Source organism: Roseibium sp. MMSF_3544, from assembly GCF_030732845.1.
Taxonomy (GTDB): domain Bacteria; phylum Pseudomonadota; class Alphaproteobacteria; order Rhizobiales; family Stappiaceae; genus Roseibium.
Genome location: NZ_JASHKA010000015.1, coordinates 112,459 through 129,125, shown reverse-complemented (window position 1 = coordinate 129,125; position 16,667 = coordinate 112,459). Strand labels below are relative to the sequence as shown.

Annotated in this window: 17 protein-coding genes; 9 read left to right on the top strand and 8 right to left on the bottom strand. The window is 59.1% G+C overall.

Annotated features, from left to right (window positions below; translation table 11 throughout):
• The first annotated feature begins 71 nt into the window (after positions 1-71).
• From RBB47_RS20715 to RBB47_RS20675, 9 genes are all read left to right on the top strand, one after another.
• The gene (locus tag RBB47_RS20715; protein WP_305987788.1) at positions 72-980 is read left to right on the top strand and encodes a MurR/RpiR family transcriptional regulator; all 909 of its coding nucleotides are present in this window, start codon (positions 72-74) and stop codon (positions 978-980) included.
• Positions 977-2,059 (top strand): aromatic ring-hydroxylating dioxygenase subunit alpha, encoded by a 1,083-nt coding sequence (locus tag RBB47_RS20710; protein ID WP_305987787.1) that lies wholly within the window; start codon positions 977-979, stop codon positions 2,057-2,059. The genes RBB47_RS20715 and RBB47_RS20710 overlap by 4 nt, the downstream gene beginning before the upstream one ends.
• Complete coding sequence (locus tag RBB47_RS20705; RefSeq protein WP_305987786.1) at positions 2,059-2,907, top strand: hypothetical protein; 849 nt, start codon at positions 2,059-2,061, stop codon at positions 2,905-2,907. The genes RBB47_RS20710 and RBB47_RS20705 overlap by 1 nt, the downstream gene beginning before the upstream one ends.
• The gene (locus RBB47_RS20700) at positions 2,900-3,643 is read left to right on the top strand and encodes a hypothetical protein (RefSeq protein WP_305987785.1); all 744 of its coding nucleotides are present in this window, start codon (positions 2,900-2,902) and stop codon (positions 3,641-3,643) included. Before RBB47_RS20705 ends, RBB47_RS20700 begins: the two co-directional genes overlap by 8 nt.
• Positions 3,640-5,091, top strand: coding sequence for an aldehyde dehydrogenase family protein (locus RBB47_RS20695; protein WP_305987784.1), 1,452 nt, complete (start codon positions 3,640-3,642; stop codon positions 5,089-5,091). The genes RBB47_RS20700 and RBB47_RS20695 overlap by 4 nt, the downstream gene beginning before the upstream one ends.
• A gap of 3 nt (positions 5,092-5,094) precedes the next feature.
• Complete coding sequence (locus RBB47_RS20690) at positions 5,095-5,475, top strand: carboxymuconolactone decarboxylase family protein (protein WP_305987783.1); 381 nt, start codon at positions 5,095-5,097, stop codon at positions 5,473-5,475.
• 210 nt (positions 5,476-5,685) lie between these two features.
• Positions 5,686-6,393, top strand: a complete 708-nt coding sequence (locus tag RBB47_RS20685) for an ABC transporter permease (protein WP_305987782.1) — start codon at positions 5,686-5,688, stop codon at positions 6,391-6,393.
• On the top strand, positions 6,386-7,204 hold the full coding sequence (locus RBB47_RS20680; protein ID WP_305987781.1) for a phosphate ABC transporter ATP-binding protein: 819 nt from the start codon (positions 6,386-6,388) through the stop codon (positions 7,202-7,204). Before RBB47_RS20685 ends, RBB47_RS20680 begins: the two co-directional genes overlap by 8 nt.
• Positions 7,201-8,037 (top strand): substrate-binding domain-containing protein, encoded by an 837-nt coding sequence (locus RBB47_RS20675; protein ID WP_371932822.1) that lies wholly within the window; start codon positions 7,201-7,203, stop codon positions 8,035-8,037. The genes RBB47_RS20680 and RBB47_RS20675 overlap by 4 nt, the downstream gene beginning before the upstream one ends.
• A gap of 43 nt (positions 8,038-8,080) precedes the next feature.
• Here RBB47_RS20675 and RBB47_RS20670 read toward each other — a convergent pair whose 3' ends face one another.
• From RBB47_RS20670 to RBB47_RS20635, 8 genes are all read right to left on the bottom strand, one after another.
• A complete protein-coding gene (locus tag RBB47_RS20670; protein WP_305987780.1) occupies positions 8,081-9,118 on the bottom strand; it encodes a phosphotransferase in 1,038 nt (345 codons plus the stop codon).
• A 110-nt stretch (positions 9,119-9,228) separates the two neighbouring features.
• The gene (locus tag RBB47_RS20665; RefSeq protein WP_305987779.1) at positions 9,229-9,357 is read right to left on the bottom strand and encodes a hypothetical protein; all 129 of its coding nucleotides are present in this window, start codon (positions 9,355-9,357) and stop codon (positions 9,229-9,231) included.
• Entirely contained in the window at positions 9,354-10,802 is a 1,449-nt protein-coding gene (locus tag RBB47_RS20660) for a c-type cytochrome (protein WP_305987778.1), read from the bottom strand. The genes RBB47_RS20665 and RBB47_RS20660 overlap by 4 nt, the downstream gene beginning before the upstream one ends.
• A 10-nt stretch (positions 10,803-10,812) precedes the next feature.
• Complete coding sequence (locus RBB47_RS20655) at positions 10,813-12,033, bottom strand: formate dehydrogenase subunit gamma (RefSeq protein ID WP_305987777.1); 1,221 nt, start codon at positions 12,031-12,033, stop codon at positions 10,813-10,815.
• 147 nt (positions 12,034-12,180) lie between these two features.
• Entirely contained in the window at positions 12,181-12,777 is a 597-nt protein-coding gene (gene fdh3B, locus RBB47_RS20650) for a formate dehydrogenase FDH3 subunit beta (RefSeq protein ID WP_305987776.1), read from the bottom strand.
• A gap of 12 nt (positions 12,778-12,789) precedes the next feature.
• Entirely contained in the window at positions 12,790-15,681 is a 2,892-nt protein-coding gene (locus RBB47_RS20645) for a formate dehydrogenase subunit alpha (RefSeq protein WP_305987775.1), read from the bottom strand.
• Between the two features lie 107 nt (positions 15,682-15,788).
• Positions 15,789-15,989: a twin-arginine translocation pathway signal protein gene (locus tag RBB47_RS20640; protein WP_305987774.1), complete on the bottom strand. Its 201-nt coding sequence runs from the start codon at positions 15,987-15,989 to the stop codon at positions 15,789-15,791.
• 58 nt (positions 15,990-16,047) lie between these two features.
• The gene (locus RBB47_RS20635) at positions 16,048-16,656 is read right to left on the bottom strand and encodes a molecular chaperone (protein WP_305987773.1); all 609 of its coding nucleotides are present in this window, start codon (positions 16,654-16,656) and stop codon (positions 16,048-16,050) included.
• Positions 16,657-16,667: the final 11 nt, after the last annotated feature.

The window sequence follows — 16,667 nt, the reverse complement described above, 5'->3', positions numbered from 1 at the left end:
ATCTCCCAGGCCGGTGATTTTTCGATGGACATCGTAATTGTACAAATGTACTCTCGTCAATCATGAATGATATGAATGTACCAAAAACCGGATTGAAGGCCCCCCAAGCGGTGCTCGACGACCTTGCGTCCGAGCTCGAGGAGCTGACGCCAGAGTTGCGCAAGGCTGCAAGCTATGTCCTTGAAAATCCGAACGATGTCGGCGTGAGCTCGATCCGTGAAATTGCCGACGCGGCAGGGGTCAAACCGAATACATTCGTGCGCATGGCACGCTCGGTCGGATTCGACGGATACGAGGATTTTCGCCATCCATTTCGCGAAGCAATCCGCAGCCGTGGTACAGATTTCCCAGACCGGGCTCGATGGCTGCAGTCGCTCGCCAAGGGTGGCCAGTTGGGTGCGCTGTTCGCGGAGATGGCCGCCTGCGCAATCTCGAATATCGAGAACACCTTCGCGACGACCAACGCAAACGCGATGAAATCGGCCGCCGACGCAATCGTGAATGCGCGTCACACCTATGTGCTGGGTGTCGGCGTCAACAATTCCAACGCCCGCAACTTCTCCTACCTCGCGGACATGGCAGTCGACACGATCTGGACCATTCCAAGGATGGGGTCGGTCGCGACCGATGACCTTGCCCGCGCGAACGAGCAGGATGTGCTCGTGGCCATGACCTGCAAGCCCTATAGGACGGATGTCATCGCTGCCGTGGAAACGGCGCGCGAACAGGGGCTGACCATTGTGGCGATTTCCGACAGCCCCGCCTCACCCATCGTCGTCGGCAGCGACCACGCCTTCGTCGTCGACGCGGAAACGCCCCAGTTCTTTCCCTCCTCGGTCTCGACAATCGCATTGCTTGAGACCCTGCTTGCATTCGTCATCGCCGATGCACCGGAAGACGTCATTTCAAGCATCGAACGCTTTCACACCCGCCGCCACAAGATGGGGCTCTATCAGGAAGAGTGGAAGGACCGCTCATGAACGTTCACAGCCAGCTCATTCATTCCCTTGAGGCCCGCTACTACACAGATCCCGAACATTTCGAACGGGAGAAAACGGGCTTGCTGGCACGAACGTGGCAGTTTGCCGGTCACGGCTCGCTCCTGGAAAAACCCGGCGATTATTTCACCATCGACATCTCCGGGGAAAGCATCATCTGTCTGCGCGACAGAGACGGCGACCTGAGGGCCTATTACAATGTCTGCCAGCACCGGGCCCACCAGCTCGTTCAGGGCGAAGGCAACACAAAGCTGCTGGTTTGCCCGTATCACAGCTGGACATACGAACTCACTGGCGGATTGCGTTCCGGGCCCAATGTCCGTGCCGTTCCGGGCTTCGACCGTTCTAAAATCTGCCTGACATCCGTCCGTATCGAAGACTTCTGCGGCTTCCTGTTCGTGAACCTTGATCCGGATGCCAAGCCGATGGACGAATGGTTCCCGAGAGTGCGCGAAGAGCTTTGCGCCTTCGTACCGAATATCGACCGCCTCAAGCCGCTGGAATGGGTCGAAATACCCGAAAACTGCAATTGGAAAGTCTCTGTCGAGAACTATTCCGAGTGTTATCACTGCCCCATCAACCACCCCACATTCGCAACCGGCGTTGTCAAGCCGGAGACCTACGACATCCAACCGCAAGGGTACTGCCTCCGGCACACGACAGAATGCCAGAACCTTGACCGGATGACCTATGATATCGATCTGGATTCAAACGAACACGCAGGCGATTATTCGTCCTGGTACCTTTGGCCGCTGTTCTCGTTTCAGGTCTATCCCGGCAATATACTGAACACCTATCACTGGCGCGCCGTCGATGCCGATCACGTGGTCGTCTGGCGGGGCTGGTACACGGTGGATGGCGTCGATTCCGAAGTGATCCGCAGGCTCGCGGTTCAAGACCGCTCAACAACGGTCGAAGAAGACATCTACCTTGTGGAATCGGTCCAGAAAGGTCTCCACAGCCGCGGCTACAAGCCTGGCCCGCTGGTGCTTGATCCGGCTTGTGGCGTCAATTCGGAGCACTCGGTACAAACCCTTCAAAGCTGGATGCGCGAGGCCTGATGTCCCGGCCGGGTTCAAGTGCGCAAGGCATGCCGCGGGAATGGACAGCGGCCCAGAAACTGTTTCCGCATCAGGTCGGTTTCACCTGTCCGCCCCACGACTGGGACGCCGCGCCGAGCGACTTTTTGCGCATTGCGCCTGAGAGTGTCGGCGTTCACGGCTGGATGCTGCACGTCCCCGACTATCGCCATCGCCTCGACCAGCGCGCGCAGAACTTCGACATGCTGGAGGACTTTGCCGCCGTCATGGCCAACAATGGCGCCGATGTCTGTGCCCAGGTCGGCTCCAACTGGGTCCATGCCTCAGGCCGCGGCGTCCAGGGCATCGCCGACTTCTGCAAAAGGCTCAGCGACACATACGGCCTCGCCTTTCACATGGCTGGGTATGCCATGGTCGAGGCACTACGTGCCATGAATGTTGAAAAGGTCGCCCTGAACGCCGTCTATCACTGGCCGGAGTGGTGGCAAGGGACGGTGCGTTTTCTGGAAGAAGCCGGTTTCGACGTGCTTTGGGCCGGCAATTTTGTCGACCAGGGCTGGTTTTCGAGCCAGGAAGACGTAAACGCCAGACGATGGATTTTTGATGGCGACCTTGCGCGCAAAAGCTTCGAATACGTCGCCGACAAAGCACCCCAGGCCGACGCGTATCTTGCCAACGGCATGGTCAACTTCCGCACAGGCGCGAATGGCCAGCCGCAACGAATGCTGCACTTGACACCCGCGCTGGAAGCACATCTCGGCAAACCCGTTATTGCCCACGACACCGCGCTTTACTGGCGCATTTTCCGCTCGCTTGGCCTCGCCCCGGAAGGACGGCACGGTCGGCTTTTGGAGTCCCTTGATGCATAAGATTGTTGCACTGTGGGCCGTGCCCCGCTCAACGTCCACGGCATTTGAATGGATGATGCGCCAGCGTGGTGATCTCGACTGTCTGCACGAGCCGTTTGGAGAAGCCTGGTATCAGGGGGAAGAGCCGCTTTGGCCGAGGTGGCAACCCGGCGAGAAGACGACGCCCGGGCTGACATTGGAAAGTGTCTGGGAAGACATCAGGGCAAGAGCCGAGAAAGGCCCGGTCTTTCTGAAGGACTTTCCCCACTATATCAGCCACATGTGGGATGCGGAGTTTCTGTCCAACTTCACACATGCCTTCCTGATCCGGGATCCAGCCCTCACGATCACGTCCATGTACGACAAGTGGCCCGATTTCGACACCGCCGAAGTCGGATTTCCGGAGCAGCGTGCGCTGTTCGATCTGTTGTCGGCCCTGAACGGCACCTCACCCCCGGTGATCGACAGTGGAGATCTCCTGGAACGGCCTGCCGAAACGGTTGAAGCTTTCTGTGCCGCCGTTGGCATCCCGTTCATTGAAGAGGCGCTGAGCTGGGAACCAGGTGCCGATACGGCACAGTACAGCTGGTGGGACGGCGGGTCTTTCCACGCCAATCTGAAAAACTCCACGGGACTTCGGCCTCAAAAACGAAAATATGTCGAGCTTGCCGACGCGCCCGAGCGTGTCCGCCACGTCTACCGGCGCATGAAGCCTCATTACGACCGATTGTACTCCAGCAGGATCAGACCACAGTGACCGAGATACCGGCCTATTGGCACAACTTCATCGACGGCGATTATTGTGAGGGTGGCGCTGGTCGGTACCCGGTTCTTGACCCCGCAACCGGTGACTGGCTCGCCGACCAGGCGATTGCGGACGAGGCCGATGTCGACCGGGCCGTCAAGGCGGCGCAAACGCTGAGTGACAGCGGAGCGTGGTCAGGACTTCGTCCCGTCGAACGCGGCCGTCTTGTGCGCAAGATGGGTGAATACATCCTCGATCGGATCGACGAGATTGCCCCCGTCCTGACGAGGGAGGCGGGCAAACCGCTTTGGGAAGCCAGGCTTGAGATCGAGGGTGCCGCCCGTTACTTCGAGTATTACGGCAACCAGGCCGAAACAATGGAAGGCCGGTCGATCCCGCTTGGGGATGGATATTTTGACTTTACGACCCACGAACCCTTCGGCGTCTCCGCACAGATCATTCCCTGGAACTACCCGATGGAAATGACAGCCCGTTCATTGTCGGCCGCCTTGGCCGTCGGATGCGCTGTCGTCGTGAAAACACCTGAACTCGATCCGCTGACCAACCGCTACTTCGCCGATGCCGCGATTGCCTGCGGGCTTCCAAAGGGCGCGTTGAACGTTCTCTGCGGCCTCGGCAAGGACGCCGGTGCTGCGCTTTCCAGTCATCCCGGCGTCAACCAGATCGTCTTTACCGGGTCCGTTGCGACAGGCATTTCGATCGCGAGCGCAGCTGCCCGGAACGTTGTTCCCTGCGTCCTCGAACTTGGCGGCAAGTCCGCAGCGATCGTCTACGACGATGCCGATCTGGACAGCTTCTTGTCGGACGTCCGCTGGGGCATCTATTTCAATGCCGGTCAGGTCTGTTCGGCCATGTCCCGCGTGATTGTACACGAGGCTGTCCACGACAAACTCGTTGACGGGATCGTTTCCGCGGCGGAGGGTCTTACCGTCGGCAGTGGTCTCGACTTCCCCGACTTCGGCCCGAATATGGGTGCAATGATATCCGAAGGACAATGCCAGCGGGCTGCCGGAATGGTGTCTGAAGCAGAGCGCCAGGGTGCCCGCATCGCAACCGGCGGTCACCGCATGAACCGGCCCGGGTTTTTCCTGGAACCGACAGTGATGACCGGCGTCTCCCCGGAAATGACGATTGCCCGGGACGAGGTTTTCGGGCCTGTCCTCTCGGTTCTGAAATTCGGCCAGGAAGACGAAGCAATTCAAATGGCAAACGGCACACCTTACGGACTTGTCGCCGGTGTCTTCACATCCGACATCGACCGGGCCATGCGTGCCTCGAAGAAGCTGCGCGCCGGGCAGGTCTTCGTCAACGAATGGTATGCAGGCGGTGTCGAAACACCCTTTGGCGGCTTCGGCAAATCCGGCTACGGTCGCGAAAAGGGACGCGAAGCGCTCTTGAATTACGTTCAAACCAAGAATGTCGCGATCAAGCTGAGGTAAGAGATGGATCAGGATCTGTTCGAAAAGGGTCTGGAACAGCGCAAGGCAACGCTCGGCGCGGAGTATGTCGAGAACAACCTGGCCAAGGCGGATGATTTTACGCTGCCATTCCAGGAAGCCATGACCGCCTGGTGCTGGGGCTTCGGTTGGGGCGACGAAACGATCGACGCCAAGACCAGGTCCATGATGAACCTTGCGATGATTGGCGCACTCGGCAAGATGACGGAATGGGAAATCCATTGCCGGGGAGCTCTCAACAACGGCGTCACCAAAAAAGAAATCCAGGCAATCATCCACGTGGTCGGGATCTATTGCGGCGTGCCGCAGGCGCTTGAATGCTTCCGCGTTGCCAGGAAGGTTCTTGAAGAGCGCGGCATTGAATAAGGCAGCAGCTTTACCGTCGGTCTCCCGCATTTCCTGACAGAATTTGCCCTTGAACCAGCCAATGCGTTCCTCACGCATCACTGGCAGTTTCACCGCTTTTGACCGGAGGTGAAAATCAGCGGCGAATTTTGTCGCAGGTTGCCCCGTCCACGATTTGGTTTTTTGTGCATTTTACGTTATTTTTTCCCAACACTGGGAGGAATGACAGGAATGGACAGTTTCTGGAGCGTGCTGGGCGGGGCGTTCGCCCTCGTTTTCGCACTCGATCCGGATCTCATGGAAATCATCGGGCTGTCGATGCGCGTCACCCTGACGGCTGTCTTCTTCGCGTGTCTGATCGGACTGCCGCTTGGCGCGGCAGTCGGCGTTTTCAAATTCCCGGGGCGCACTTTTCTGGCCGTCAGCCTGAACGCCCTTATGGGTTTGCCGCCCGTGGTGGTCGGTCTGGTTGTTTATCTGCTGCTGTCCGCGTCCGGTCCGCTCGGCCCGCTCCGTCTGCTCTATACGCCGACAGCCATGATCATTGCCCAGATGATTATCGTGACCCCCATCGTCGCGGCGCTGACGCGCCAGGTTGTTGACGATCTGAACCGGGAATACGCGGAGCAGTTTGCTTCGCTTGGCGTCGGTGCGATTGACCGGCTCGTGTCGTTGCTCTGGGATGCCCGATACAGCCTTCTGACGGTCGCGCTGGCGGGGTTCGGGCGCGCGGTTGCCGAGGTCGGGGCCGTTCTGATCGTCGGCGGCAATATCAACCACGTTACCCGGGTCATGACCACGACCATTGCTCTGGAAACATCCAAGGGGAACCTCCAGCTCGCGCTCGCTCTTGGCGTCATCCTACTCTTGATCGCCTTTGCCGTGAACGCCTGCGTCATGGCGATCCGGGCCACTGCCGTGAGGGCCGCCTATGCGTGATCTTGCTTTCGACATGCCGGCAGCCCCCTCCAGTTGTCACAGAACCGCAACTGGTGAACCGATCCTTGAAGCCCGTAACCTCGGTTTTGAAGCAGGCGGACAGAGACTTCTGCACGGGGTCGATGTGTCGGTCCGGCGCGGTGCCCGCACGTTGATCATGGGTCCGAACGGTGCCGGCAAGAGCCTGCTCCTGAGATTGATGCACGGCTTGATCAAGCCGAAAGAGGGCGAGGTCCTTTGGCAGGGCAGTCCCTTGACGAAGAAGACCATGCGGGCGCAGGCGATGGTGTTCCAGCGCCCGGTGCTGCTGCGCCGCTCCGTTTTGGCCAACCTCAAGTTTGCGCTGTCAGTCAGAGGGCTGCAGGGACGCCCACGCGCAGAAAAGATCGACCAAGCCCTCGCCTCCGCGGGTCTGTCTCATCTTGCGCATCGTCCGGCACGGGTCCTGTCCGGCGGTGAACAACAGCGTCTTGCCGTGGTGCGGGCACTTGCCTGCGAGCCCGACCTCCTGTTTCTGGATGAGCCGACGGCGAATCTCGATCCCGCATCGACCGCCGCCATCGAAAAGCTGGTTCTGGAAGCGAACGCTCAAGGGATCACGATCGTGCTTGTGACCCACGACGCCGGCCAGGCAAAACGCCTTGGTGAGGATGTGATTTTCCTTCAGGACGGTCGCATTGCTGAGACCGGGCCGGTCGATCAGGTTCTCAACAGGCCGCGCAGCGAGCCTGCACGCGCCTGGCGCGACGGTCGTCTTTACCTCGGACCTGATCTTCATTCCGTTTCAAGCTATCCCGGGAGCAACACTTGAACAGACGGACATTTCTGGCAACGCTTCTGCTCGCGTTCCTGTGCGCCACTTCAGCTCAAACTGCAAGGGCGGACGACAAGTTCATCATCGTTCAGTCGACGACCTCGACGCAGAATTCCGGGTTGTTCGAACACATCCTTCCGATCTTCCGCGACAAAACCGGTATCGAGGTCCGGGTCGTTGCCGTTGGCACCGGACAGGCGATCCGCAATGCCACCAACGGCGACGGCGATGTGCTATTCGTGCATTCCAAGCCGGCGGAAGAAAAATTCGTTGCTGACGGCTTTGGCGTCTCCCGATCCGATGTCATGTACAACGACTTTGTCATTGTTGGCCCGGCAGCAGATCCTGCAAGCGTCAGGGGTATGAGTGACGTTGTCGCCGCCTTGCAGAAAATAGCCGGCGCCAAGGCAACCTTCGCCTCGCGCGGAGACGACAGTGGCACGCACAAAGCCGAGCTGCGGCTTTGGCAGGCCGCGGATATCGACGCCCAGGCCGCCTCAGGCGAATGGTACCGCGAAACGGGTTCCGGCATGGGGGCCACGCTGAACACCGGGACCGGAATGGGTGCCTATGTTCTGACCGATCGCGCCACGTGGATTGCTTTCGGCAACAAGGGCAATCACGAGATCGTGGTTGAGGGCGACCCAAGAATGTTCAACCAGTACGGCGTCATTCTGGTGAACCCCAAGGCCCACCCGCATGTGAAGTCCGAAGAAGGGCAGGTCTTTGTCGACTGGCTCTTGTCGAATGAAGGCCAGAATGCGATCGCCGACTACAAGATCGACGGACAGCAGTTGTTCTTTCCGAACGGGAATGGCGGTCCGAGCTGATCTGGTATCGGCACTGCGCTTGCTGGGCGACTGGTGCCGCGGTTCACTCCAGGAAATCGCGGCAATTCAGGTCTTCGAACGCAAGAAACCATCGTTCCAGATGCGACCACCAGCTGGCGTGTTTGCTGCCGGCAGCATGCTGGAAGACCGGTATGATCGCATTGCAGATGTGGCCAAGCCGGTAGTCGTGCCAGAACGCATCCCAGGAGATGGCCTCGGAAGCACAGGCGTTATAGGCCCTAAGATAACTCTTGAGCAGATCCGCTTCGTGCAAGGCCCGGCGTTGGGGATACCAGTGCATGGCAATCATCAGGGCCAGATCCAGCCCTGCAAAATCGACCCGCCAGTCTTCCCAGTCGATCAGAATGGCTTTGCCGCCCGCCTCGTCCCTTGGATACAGGACGTTCCAGAAATGGGCGTCACCATGAATTCGGGTGACAGGCGCTCCGCTTTCGTACCGCGTTGCTTTCAGCGACGGTATCAAATCGCAGACTTTGACCAATAGCGCGGCTCGATCCTCGGAAAGCCTGTCTCCAAGTGCATCCAGAAATGCCGGCAACATCTCAGACACGTATTGGTCGAGAACGTCTTCGCGCTTGTTGAGCGCATCTGTTGCATCTTGAGCCCAATGCGCATGTATCACAGCTAGCGACTGCACCGCCGCATGGCAGCGTGCAAGCGTTGGCGGCAGGGGCCAGGGCGTCGCAACATGTGTCGTTGAAAGATCTTCAAGCACGATGCACGTGGCACCGCTGAATGGATCGACCAGCGAAGCCAGACAGGCCGCAAGCGGAAGACCTGAGCTCGGTGCGTCTTCGTAAAACGTCTGCTCGCCGGGAAAAATGGACGAAAGCGGATCCGGCTCCTGCCTGATCTTCAGGAAAAACCTCGATGGCAGGTCGGGGGGTGGATTGTCGAATACGGCTTCAACAAACGCGGTATCTGCAACATTCCACTTGGTGCAAGAGGTGACAGAAAGGGTTTCGACTGTCACCTGACCGTAGTGGCCGTGACTTGAGAGCACATCAGACAGCCATTTTACGTCGATGTCGAAGGGTGAGAGCGGTACGGCAATGGACACGGGCACGCCCCAGGAGATTGCTGATAAACACTGTGCCGTTCGGACGATAAAAAAATTGGACTCGATTTTAAGGTCCGTTGCCGGTCATCGCAGTGCGGATGCCAACAGGCCTACTCCCCCAGTCTCACGGAAGAACTGCTGGCTTGTTCGGCGCTGGAAAATCCAGCGCGATCCAAAAACTCGCTGGCACCAATCGAGATAACCACGATTGCAGCAAAGGCAGCAAGCATCGCTCTCATTGCGTTTCTCCACTCTTGTTCCCGGCGGTTGTTGCCGTTTTCAGGTAGTCGACCAGATCGCTCCGGTCTTCCGGACGGGCAATGACCTGCATCGGCATCTTCGACCCCGGAATAAAATGATCCGGACCGTCGAGAAACAATTGGTCAATCGTCTCCTCTGTCCAGATGATATCAGATCCGCTCAAGGTTTCCGAATAGGGATAATTCGGCAGCGTTCCCGCCTGTCTGCCGAAGACAGCATAGAGCGTCGGCCCCGCCTTGCGCCCTCCATCTGCCGTCAAGGCATGACAGATGGAGCACTTGCGGGCGAACTGCCGTTCACCATTGGACATGTCCTCGGGCTTGCGCAGAAACTGAGGCGTTTCCTGAGCCATCGGATCGAACGTTCCCAGATCCTCGACCGGCCAGGAATAGACGATGTTCTCGATGCCACCGGCATGAAGCACTTCCGCATCTTTCGAAAACGCAAGCGCCCAGATCGGGCCCTTCAGGGCAGCCTTGAAATCAGCCTCGATGGTCCAGCTCTGAGTGTTGAAGACGGTGATGTAGCCGTGACCATCCCCTGTCGCCAGCAACTCACCATCCGCGCTGAGCGCCATGGCAAGTATCGGCCGCCGTTCCAGCGTGAAGTCGTGGAGCCGTTCGCCACTTTCGATATCGACGATCCGGGTGACACCGTCCTGCGAACCGTAGGCCACCCAGGTTTCATTGCTGTTTGCGCCACCGAGCACCATGACGTTGATGCCGAACCCATTGCGTTCAATCACCCGCTTTTCAGACTTCTGAACAAGGTCCCAGAGTTTGATCGAGCCGTCGACCGAAGCGGAATAAAGCCAGGCGCCATCAGCGGAAAACGCGACCTTGTTCACACCCGCAGTGTGCCCGGAGAGAAAAACGGGCTCTCCGCCATCCACCGGCCAAAGCCCGATCCGGGTGTCCCAGCTCGCGCTTGCGATCGTCCTGCCATCCGGTGAGACCGCGAGCCCCGTCACCTTGGCAGTGTGCCCCTCCAGTCGCGTTCCCGATCCGTCGTCGAGGTTCCAGAGCATGATGGCATTGTCGTCGCCGGCGGAAACGACCCGGCTCTCGTCAACGAACCTGACCACCTTCACGGCTGCGTCGTGGCCATCGAGCCAGCGCGGCGTCCGTCCCGCCCAGATCCCGACGGCGTTGTCGAAACTTGCTGTGGCGACAAGCCCTGCTTCCGGCGAGACGGTAATGTCCATAACCGGGCCGCCATGCCCCTTGAGGGTTTGGAAGTCTGCAGCACCTGCGAGGCCGGCTGGTGAACAGGACAGAACAACGATCAACGCGAACCGAACAGGCAGCGACGGGATCCGGTTGTTGCTCGATCCCGTGCTCCTGAACACTGTCGCAAGCAGCTCCTGGCTCCAGGCTATGCCAGCCCGGAGTGACGCCGAAGCGAAATATAAGCCAATAGTCACCGGCCCGGTCCTACTCGGCAGGAACCGCGCTCTTGTCAGGCGCTTGGGTTTTTTGCTCGGCTTGTTCAACCTCCTTGACCCACAGGCCATGGTGTTCGCGCGCCCATTGCAGCTCAACCTCGCCGGACCCCATGGCGTCATAGGCACCCTCCATGCCAACGGAGCCGATGTAGATATGGGCAAGGATCATGGCGATCATGACAAAGGCAATGATCGTGTGCCAAAGCTGCGCGTACTGCATTTCCTCATGCGGTGCGAGTTCCGTCGGCAGTGTACCGAGTCCAACCAGTTGCGGCAGGCCGAGATTGTTCAGTGCTTCGAACGTTGCTGCGAACATCGGGAATTCGAACGGGAACAGAAGGGAGATGCCGGACGCCGAAATTGATGCTCCGAGAACGATGACCCCCCAGAAAATCATTTTCTGGCCGAAGTTGAATTTCTTGGCCGGTGGGTGCACGCCCTTCTTGAGCAAACCGCCCCCGACGGCAATCCACTTCAGGTCCGTCTTGTTCGGTATGTTGTGCACCACCCACATGACAAACACCATCACGAGGCCCAGCATAAACGCCCAGGACACGTTGTTGTGGACCCATTTCGACGCCAGTGCGACCGGTGCGTAGGCGTCTTTGCCGATCAGCGGAATGATTGCGATCCGGCCGAACAATACGATTAGGCCGGTCACCGCAAGCAGAATGAAACTGCCTGCGAGCAGCCAGTGCCCGAACCTTTCGACCGCCTTGAAGCGCGTAATCGTGCGGCCCGTTTTGTCCCCATCGATCCTGATCTTGCCGCGAAGCAGGTAGAACAGGACCAGGAAGGCGAGCGTGCCGGCGAGAAGATAAGCACCGTAAATCTTCAACGGCCCGTTGCGTATTTCAAGCCAGCGCATACCGCCGTCCTGCATCAGGACGGTGGCTTCCTTGCCGCCGGACGAGACCTTGATATCGGCGGATCCGAAGCGAAGCGCACGCCACAGTTCCGGATCTGAGACACCGCCGAGTGTGCCGAGTTGTGAGGAAATTCCAGCTGCCGAATCCGGATCACCGGTCGCGTTGCTGCGGAAGTCATTGTCGACTTTCTCTCCGCGCTGGCGCTTCATGATGTCTTCCAGCGTCTGCGCACCGCCCGTCGCCGAACGGTCTGCCTGCTGTGGTTCCTGTGTCTGATCCTGAGCAAGTCCTGGTGTCAGGAATGCCAAGAGGACAACAACAGCCAAAGCGAAGCGTTTCATTGCCGGTTCCTCATACTTGTTCGTCATTGCATGTGTGCGAAGGCGAACAGGGCGGCACTTTTGCCGCCCCGCACGAAGTTTTTGAGCATGCTGCCGGGAGGACCTGGCGGCGGAACCCCTCCAACGCCGCCAGGCTTGTCTCCCGGTCTACCCGCCCCTTTGGCCGTAGGCGGAACCCCAGCCCCATGCGCCGGAACCGAAGCCCCGGGCAACCACGCGCTCGCGGTAGATGGCGGAAACGACGTCGCCGTCGCCTGCCAGCAGAGCTTTGGTGGAGCACATTTCAGCACACAAGGGCAGTTTGCCCTGTGCGATACGGTTCGCGCCATACTTGGAAAACTCAATGGTTGAGTTGTTCTCTTCGGGTCCACCGGCACAGAAGGTGCACTTGTCCATCTTGCCGCGTGATCCGAAGTTCCCGGCCTGCGGGAACTGGGGCGCGCCAAACGGACAGGCGTAGAAGCAGTAGCCGCAGCCAATGCAAAGGTCCTTCGAGTGAAGAACCACACCTTCTTCGTTTTGGTAGAAACAATCGACCGGGCACACCGCCATGCAGGGTGCGTCCGAACAGTGCATGCAGGCCACGGAGATCGACCGTTCGCCCGGACTGCCATCATTGATGGTCACGACGCGGCGGCGGTTGATCCCCCAAGGCACTTCGTTTTCGTTTTTGCAAGCCGTGACGCAGGCATTGCATTCGATGCATCGCTCGGCGTCACAAAGGAATTTTGCTCTAGCAGCCATTGCGTCTCCTCCTTACGCGGCCGAGATCTTGCAGAGAGTCGCTTTGGTCTCCTGCATCTGTGTCACCGAGTCGTAGCCGTAGGTCTGAGCAGTGTTACAGCTCTCGCCAAGGACATACGGATCGGCGCCTTTCGGATACTTGGACCTGAGGTCTTCGCCCTGGTAATGGCCGCCAAAGTGGAACGGCATGAAGGCAACGCCCTCACCGACCCTTTGTGTCACCATTGCCATGACCTTGACCTTGCCGCCCTCCGGACCTTCAACCCAGACCTGCGAACCGTCGCGAATACCGAGATTGTTTGCATCTCTCGGATTGATCTCGACGAACATGTCCTGCTGCAGCTCTGCGAGCCACGGGTTGGAACGGGTCTCGTCACCGCCGCCCTCATATTCCACCAGGCGCCCGGACGTCAGGATGATTGGATAATCCTTCGAGAAGTCCTGCTTCTGGATGGACGCATAGAGCGTCGGCAGGCGGTAGAACTTCCGATCCTCGTAGGTCGGATAGTCTGCCACCAGATCCCTGCGGTTGGTGTAGAGCGGTTCACGGTGCAGCGGAACCGGATCCGGGAAGGTCCAGACGACTGCACGCGCCTTGGCGTTGCCGAATGGAGCACATCCATGCTTGATCGCAACCCGCTGGATACCGCCGGACAGGTCGGTTTTCCAGTTGGTCTTCGGTCCGGCAACTGCCTCGATGGAAGCGCGTTCCTCGTCGGTCAGATCGCCGTCCCAGCCGAGATCCATCAGCATCTGCATGGTGAACTCAGGATAACCGTCCTGGATTTCCGCGCCCGGGTTGGACACGCCATCCGCGAGAAGGTTGTCACCATCACGCTCGACGCCGAAACGTGCCCGGAAGCACAGGCCGCCTTCGGCGACAGGCTTGGACATGTCATAAAGGTTCGGCGTTCCGGGATGCTTCATATCCGCAGTGCCCCAGCACGGCCACGGCATGCCGTAGTATTCGCCGTCGTTCGGACCACCGATCGCCTGAAGCGTCGTCCGGTCGAACGTGTGCTGGTTTGCCATGTGCGATTTGATCCGCTCCGGCGACTGCCCGGTGTAGCCGATCGTCCACAAGCCGCTGTTGAACTCGCGGGTGATGCTTTCGACGTTCGGTGTTTCCGGATCGTCCATCTCAATGTTGCGGAAGAGCCTGTCGCCCCAACCGAACTTGTTCGCGAGCTTGGCCATGATGACTTCATCCGGCAAGCTTTCGAACAGAGGATCGACAACCTTGTCACGCCATTGCAACGACCGGTTCGAAGCGGTTACGGAACCGCGGGTTTCGAACTGTGTACAGGCCGGCAGCAGATAGACACCGTCTGTGCGGTCATGAAGGACAGCGGAGACAGTCGGATACGGGTCGATCACGACCAGCATATCCAGCTTTTCCATCGCCGTTTTCATTTCCGTCATACGGGTCTGCGAGTTCGGAGCGTGGCCCCAAAGAACCATTGCCCGGACCGCATTCGGCTGGTCGGTGTTTGCCGGATCTTCCAGCACACCATCGATCCAGCGGCTGACGGGAATACCGGTCAGGTTCTGAAGGTTCTTGTCCTTGCCGTCGGACCCTTTGACGGTCGCGAACTGGGCTTTCAGCCAGTCGGGATCCTCATCCCATACGCGGGCCCAGTGACCCCAGGCACCAGCACTCAGGCCGTAGTAACCCGGAAGCGTGTGGCTGAGAACGCCAAGATCCGTTGCGCCCTGAACGTTGTCATGGCCGCGGAAAATGTTGGTTCCGCCACCCGTGGTGCCCATGTTGCCCAGAGCAAGCTGAAGCACGCAGTACGCACGGGTGTTGTTGTTACCGTTAGTGTGCTGGGTTCCACCCATGCACCAGATCACGGTGCCTGGACGGTTGTTGGCAAGCGTCCGCGCGACGCGCTTCAGCTGGCTTTCCGGCGTACCGGTCACCCGCTCAACTTCGTCCGGTGTCCACTTGGCGACTTCTTCACGGATCTGGTCCATACCCCAAACGCGGGTGCGGATGAACTCTTTGTCTTCCCAGCCGTTGTCGAAGATGTGCCACAGGATACCCCAGATCAGGGCAACGTCCGTTCCGGGACGGAAGCGCACATATTCGTCCGCATGTGCAGCCGTGCGTGTGAAGCGCGGATCGCAGACGATGACCGGAGCGTTGTTCTGTTCCTTGGCGCGCAGTAGGTGCAGCAGGGAAACCGGGTGAGCTTCAGCCGGGTTGCCGCCGATAATGAAAATCGCCTTGGAATTGTGGATGTCGTTGTAGCTGTTGGTCATGGCGCCGTAGCCCCATGTGTTCGCCACGCCGGCAACCGTCGTTGAGTGACAGATACGCGCCTGGTGGTCGACGTTGTTCGTCCCCCAATAGGCCGCGAATTTGCGGAACAGGTAAGCCTGTTCGTTGTTGTGCTTGGCAGACCCGAGCCAGTAGACACTGTCCGGTCCACTTTCCTCGCGGATCGACATCATCTGGTCGCCGATCTCATTGATCGCCTCGTCCCAGCTGATCCGCGTCCACTCGCCGCCGACCTTTTTCATCGGGTATTTCAGACGGCGCTCACCATGTGCGTGCTCGCGCACGGCCGCACCCTTGGCGCAGTGCGCACCGAGGTTGAAGGGGCTGTCCCATCCCGGCTCCTGGCCGGTCCATACGCCATTCTTGACTTCGGCGATCACGGTACAGCCGACTGAACAGTGCGTGCAGACGGATTTTACCAGGTTTACGGCTTCGTCGGACGACTGGGCCTGAGCTTTTTGAACTGTTCCGCCTGTGGCGGCAATGGCGGCCAAACCGCCTGCGGCAACTCCGGATCCCTTCAGGAATGTCCGGCGGTCTACCGATTTATGTGCAGCGTCTCTAAGGATACTTGCACCCTGGGGGCGTCGCGCAACCCCATTGGTCTTTTTCCTAAGCATTTTGCCCTACCTTGCTTGTATCTCATTCGATACGGCTGGGTTGGATTTCAGCGAACCGGCCATCGGGCGTCACGCAACCATCGGCCGGGTAAAAGAACAGGGTCCGGTTAGAACCGGGCGCTGTCGAAATAAGCGCGGGTGTGCGCCGTGTCCTGCATTTTTTCGGACGTGGGATCAACTTCCGCAGCTTCGGCGGTTCCGGCGACCGTGGTCGCAGCCACAGCCACAGGTGCCGACAGGGCAGCCAGTTTAAGGAAATCCCGGCGGCCAGCCCCTCCCTCGGGCCCCGCTTGATCGGGCTTTTTCATCGTTGCAATCCTCCTCTCCTTGCGGCGGCAACAGGCCGCCTAAATTGCCAACGTGAAGTCAATTGGGCAGCATGTTGAAGGCTTCTGCTTCGATCTCCATATACTGCCGCCCCAAAGCGCCGACGGCTCCGTAGAAGACGGAACTGCTCGATGCTTCGAGATCTGAGAAAAAGTGAATGGCCCAAGGCTCGATATGCGTCTGGAAAAACTGCTTCTGTTCGGCAACCGACGTCACCGTACCGAAGCGGCCGACAATCATTCCGGCCATCATCTCCATAAGAGACGCGATATGGTCTTCCGGCTCGCGTTTGCCGTCTGCACGGCCAATGCCGCGCTTCGCCATGTCAGCGCGCAGATTGGCGAGCGGTTTTTCGTTGAGAAATCCGGTGAGGTAGTGGCTTGCGTAGGGAAGAAGCTCACCGCGTCCGAGACCAATGAAAAGCGCGTTGTACTCGCGTTCGGCAGTTTCCGGTGTTGTCACGCCCGCAACTTTTGAAAGCACAGTGAGCGCGCGGCCGAGCGTGGTGTCGTCACCATCAAGCCCAGCAACTTGCTGAAGCACGGTTGCGTCAACCGGCTTTACCAAGAGCAGTCCGAGAAAATCATACAGTTCTGATCGAGCCCGATCCTCCGGGTCGATTACATATTCCGTAACCGCTGCGGACATCCGCGGTATTC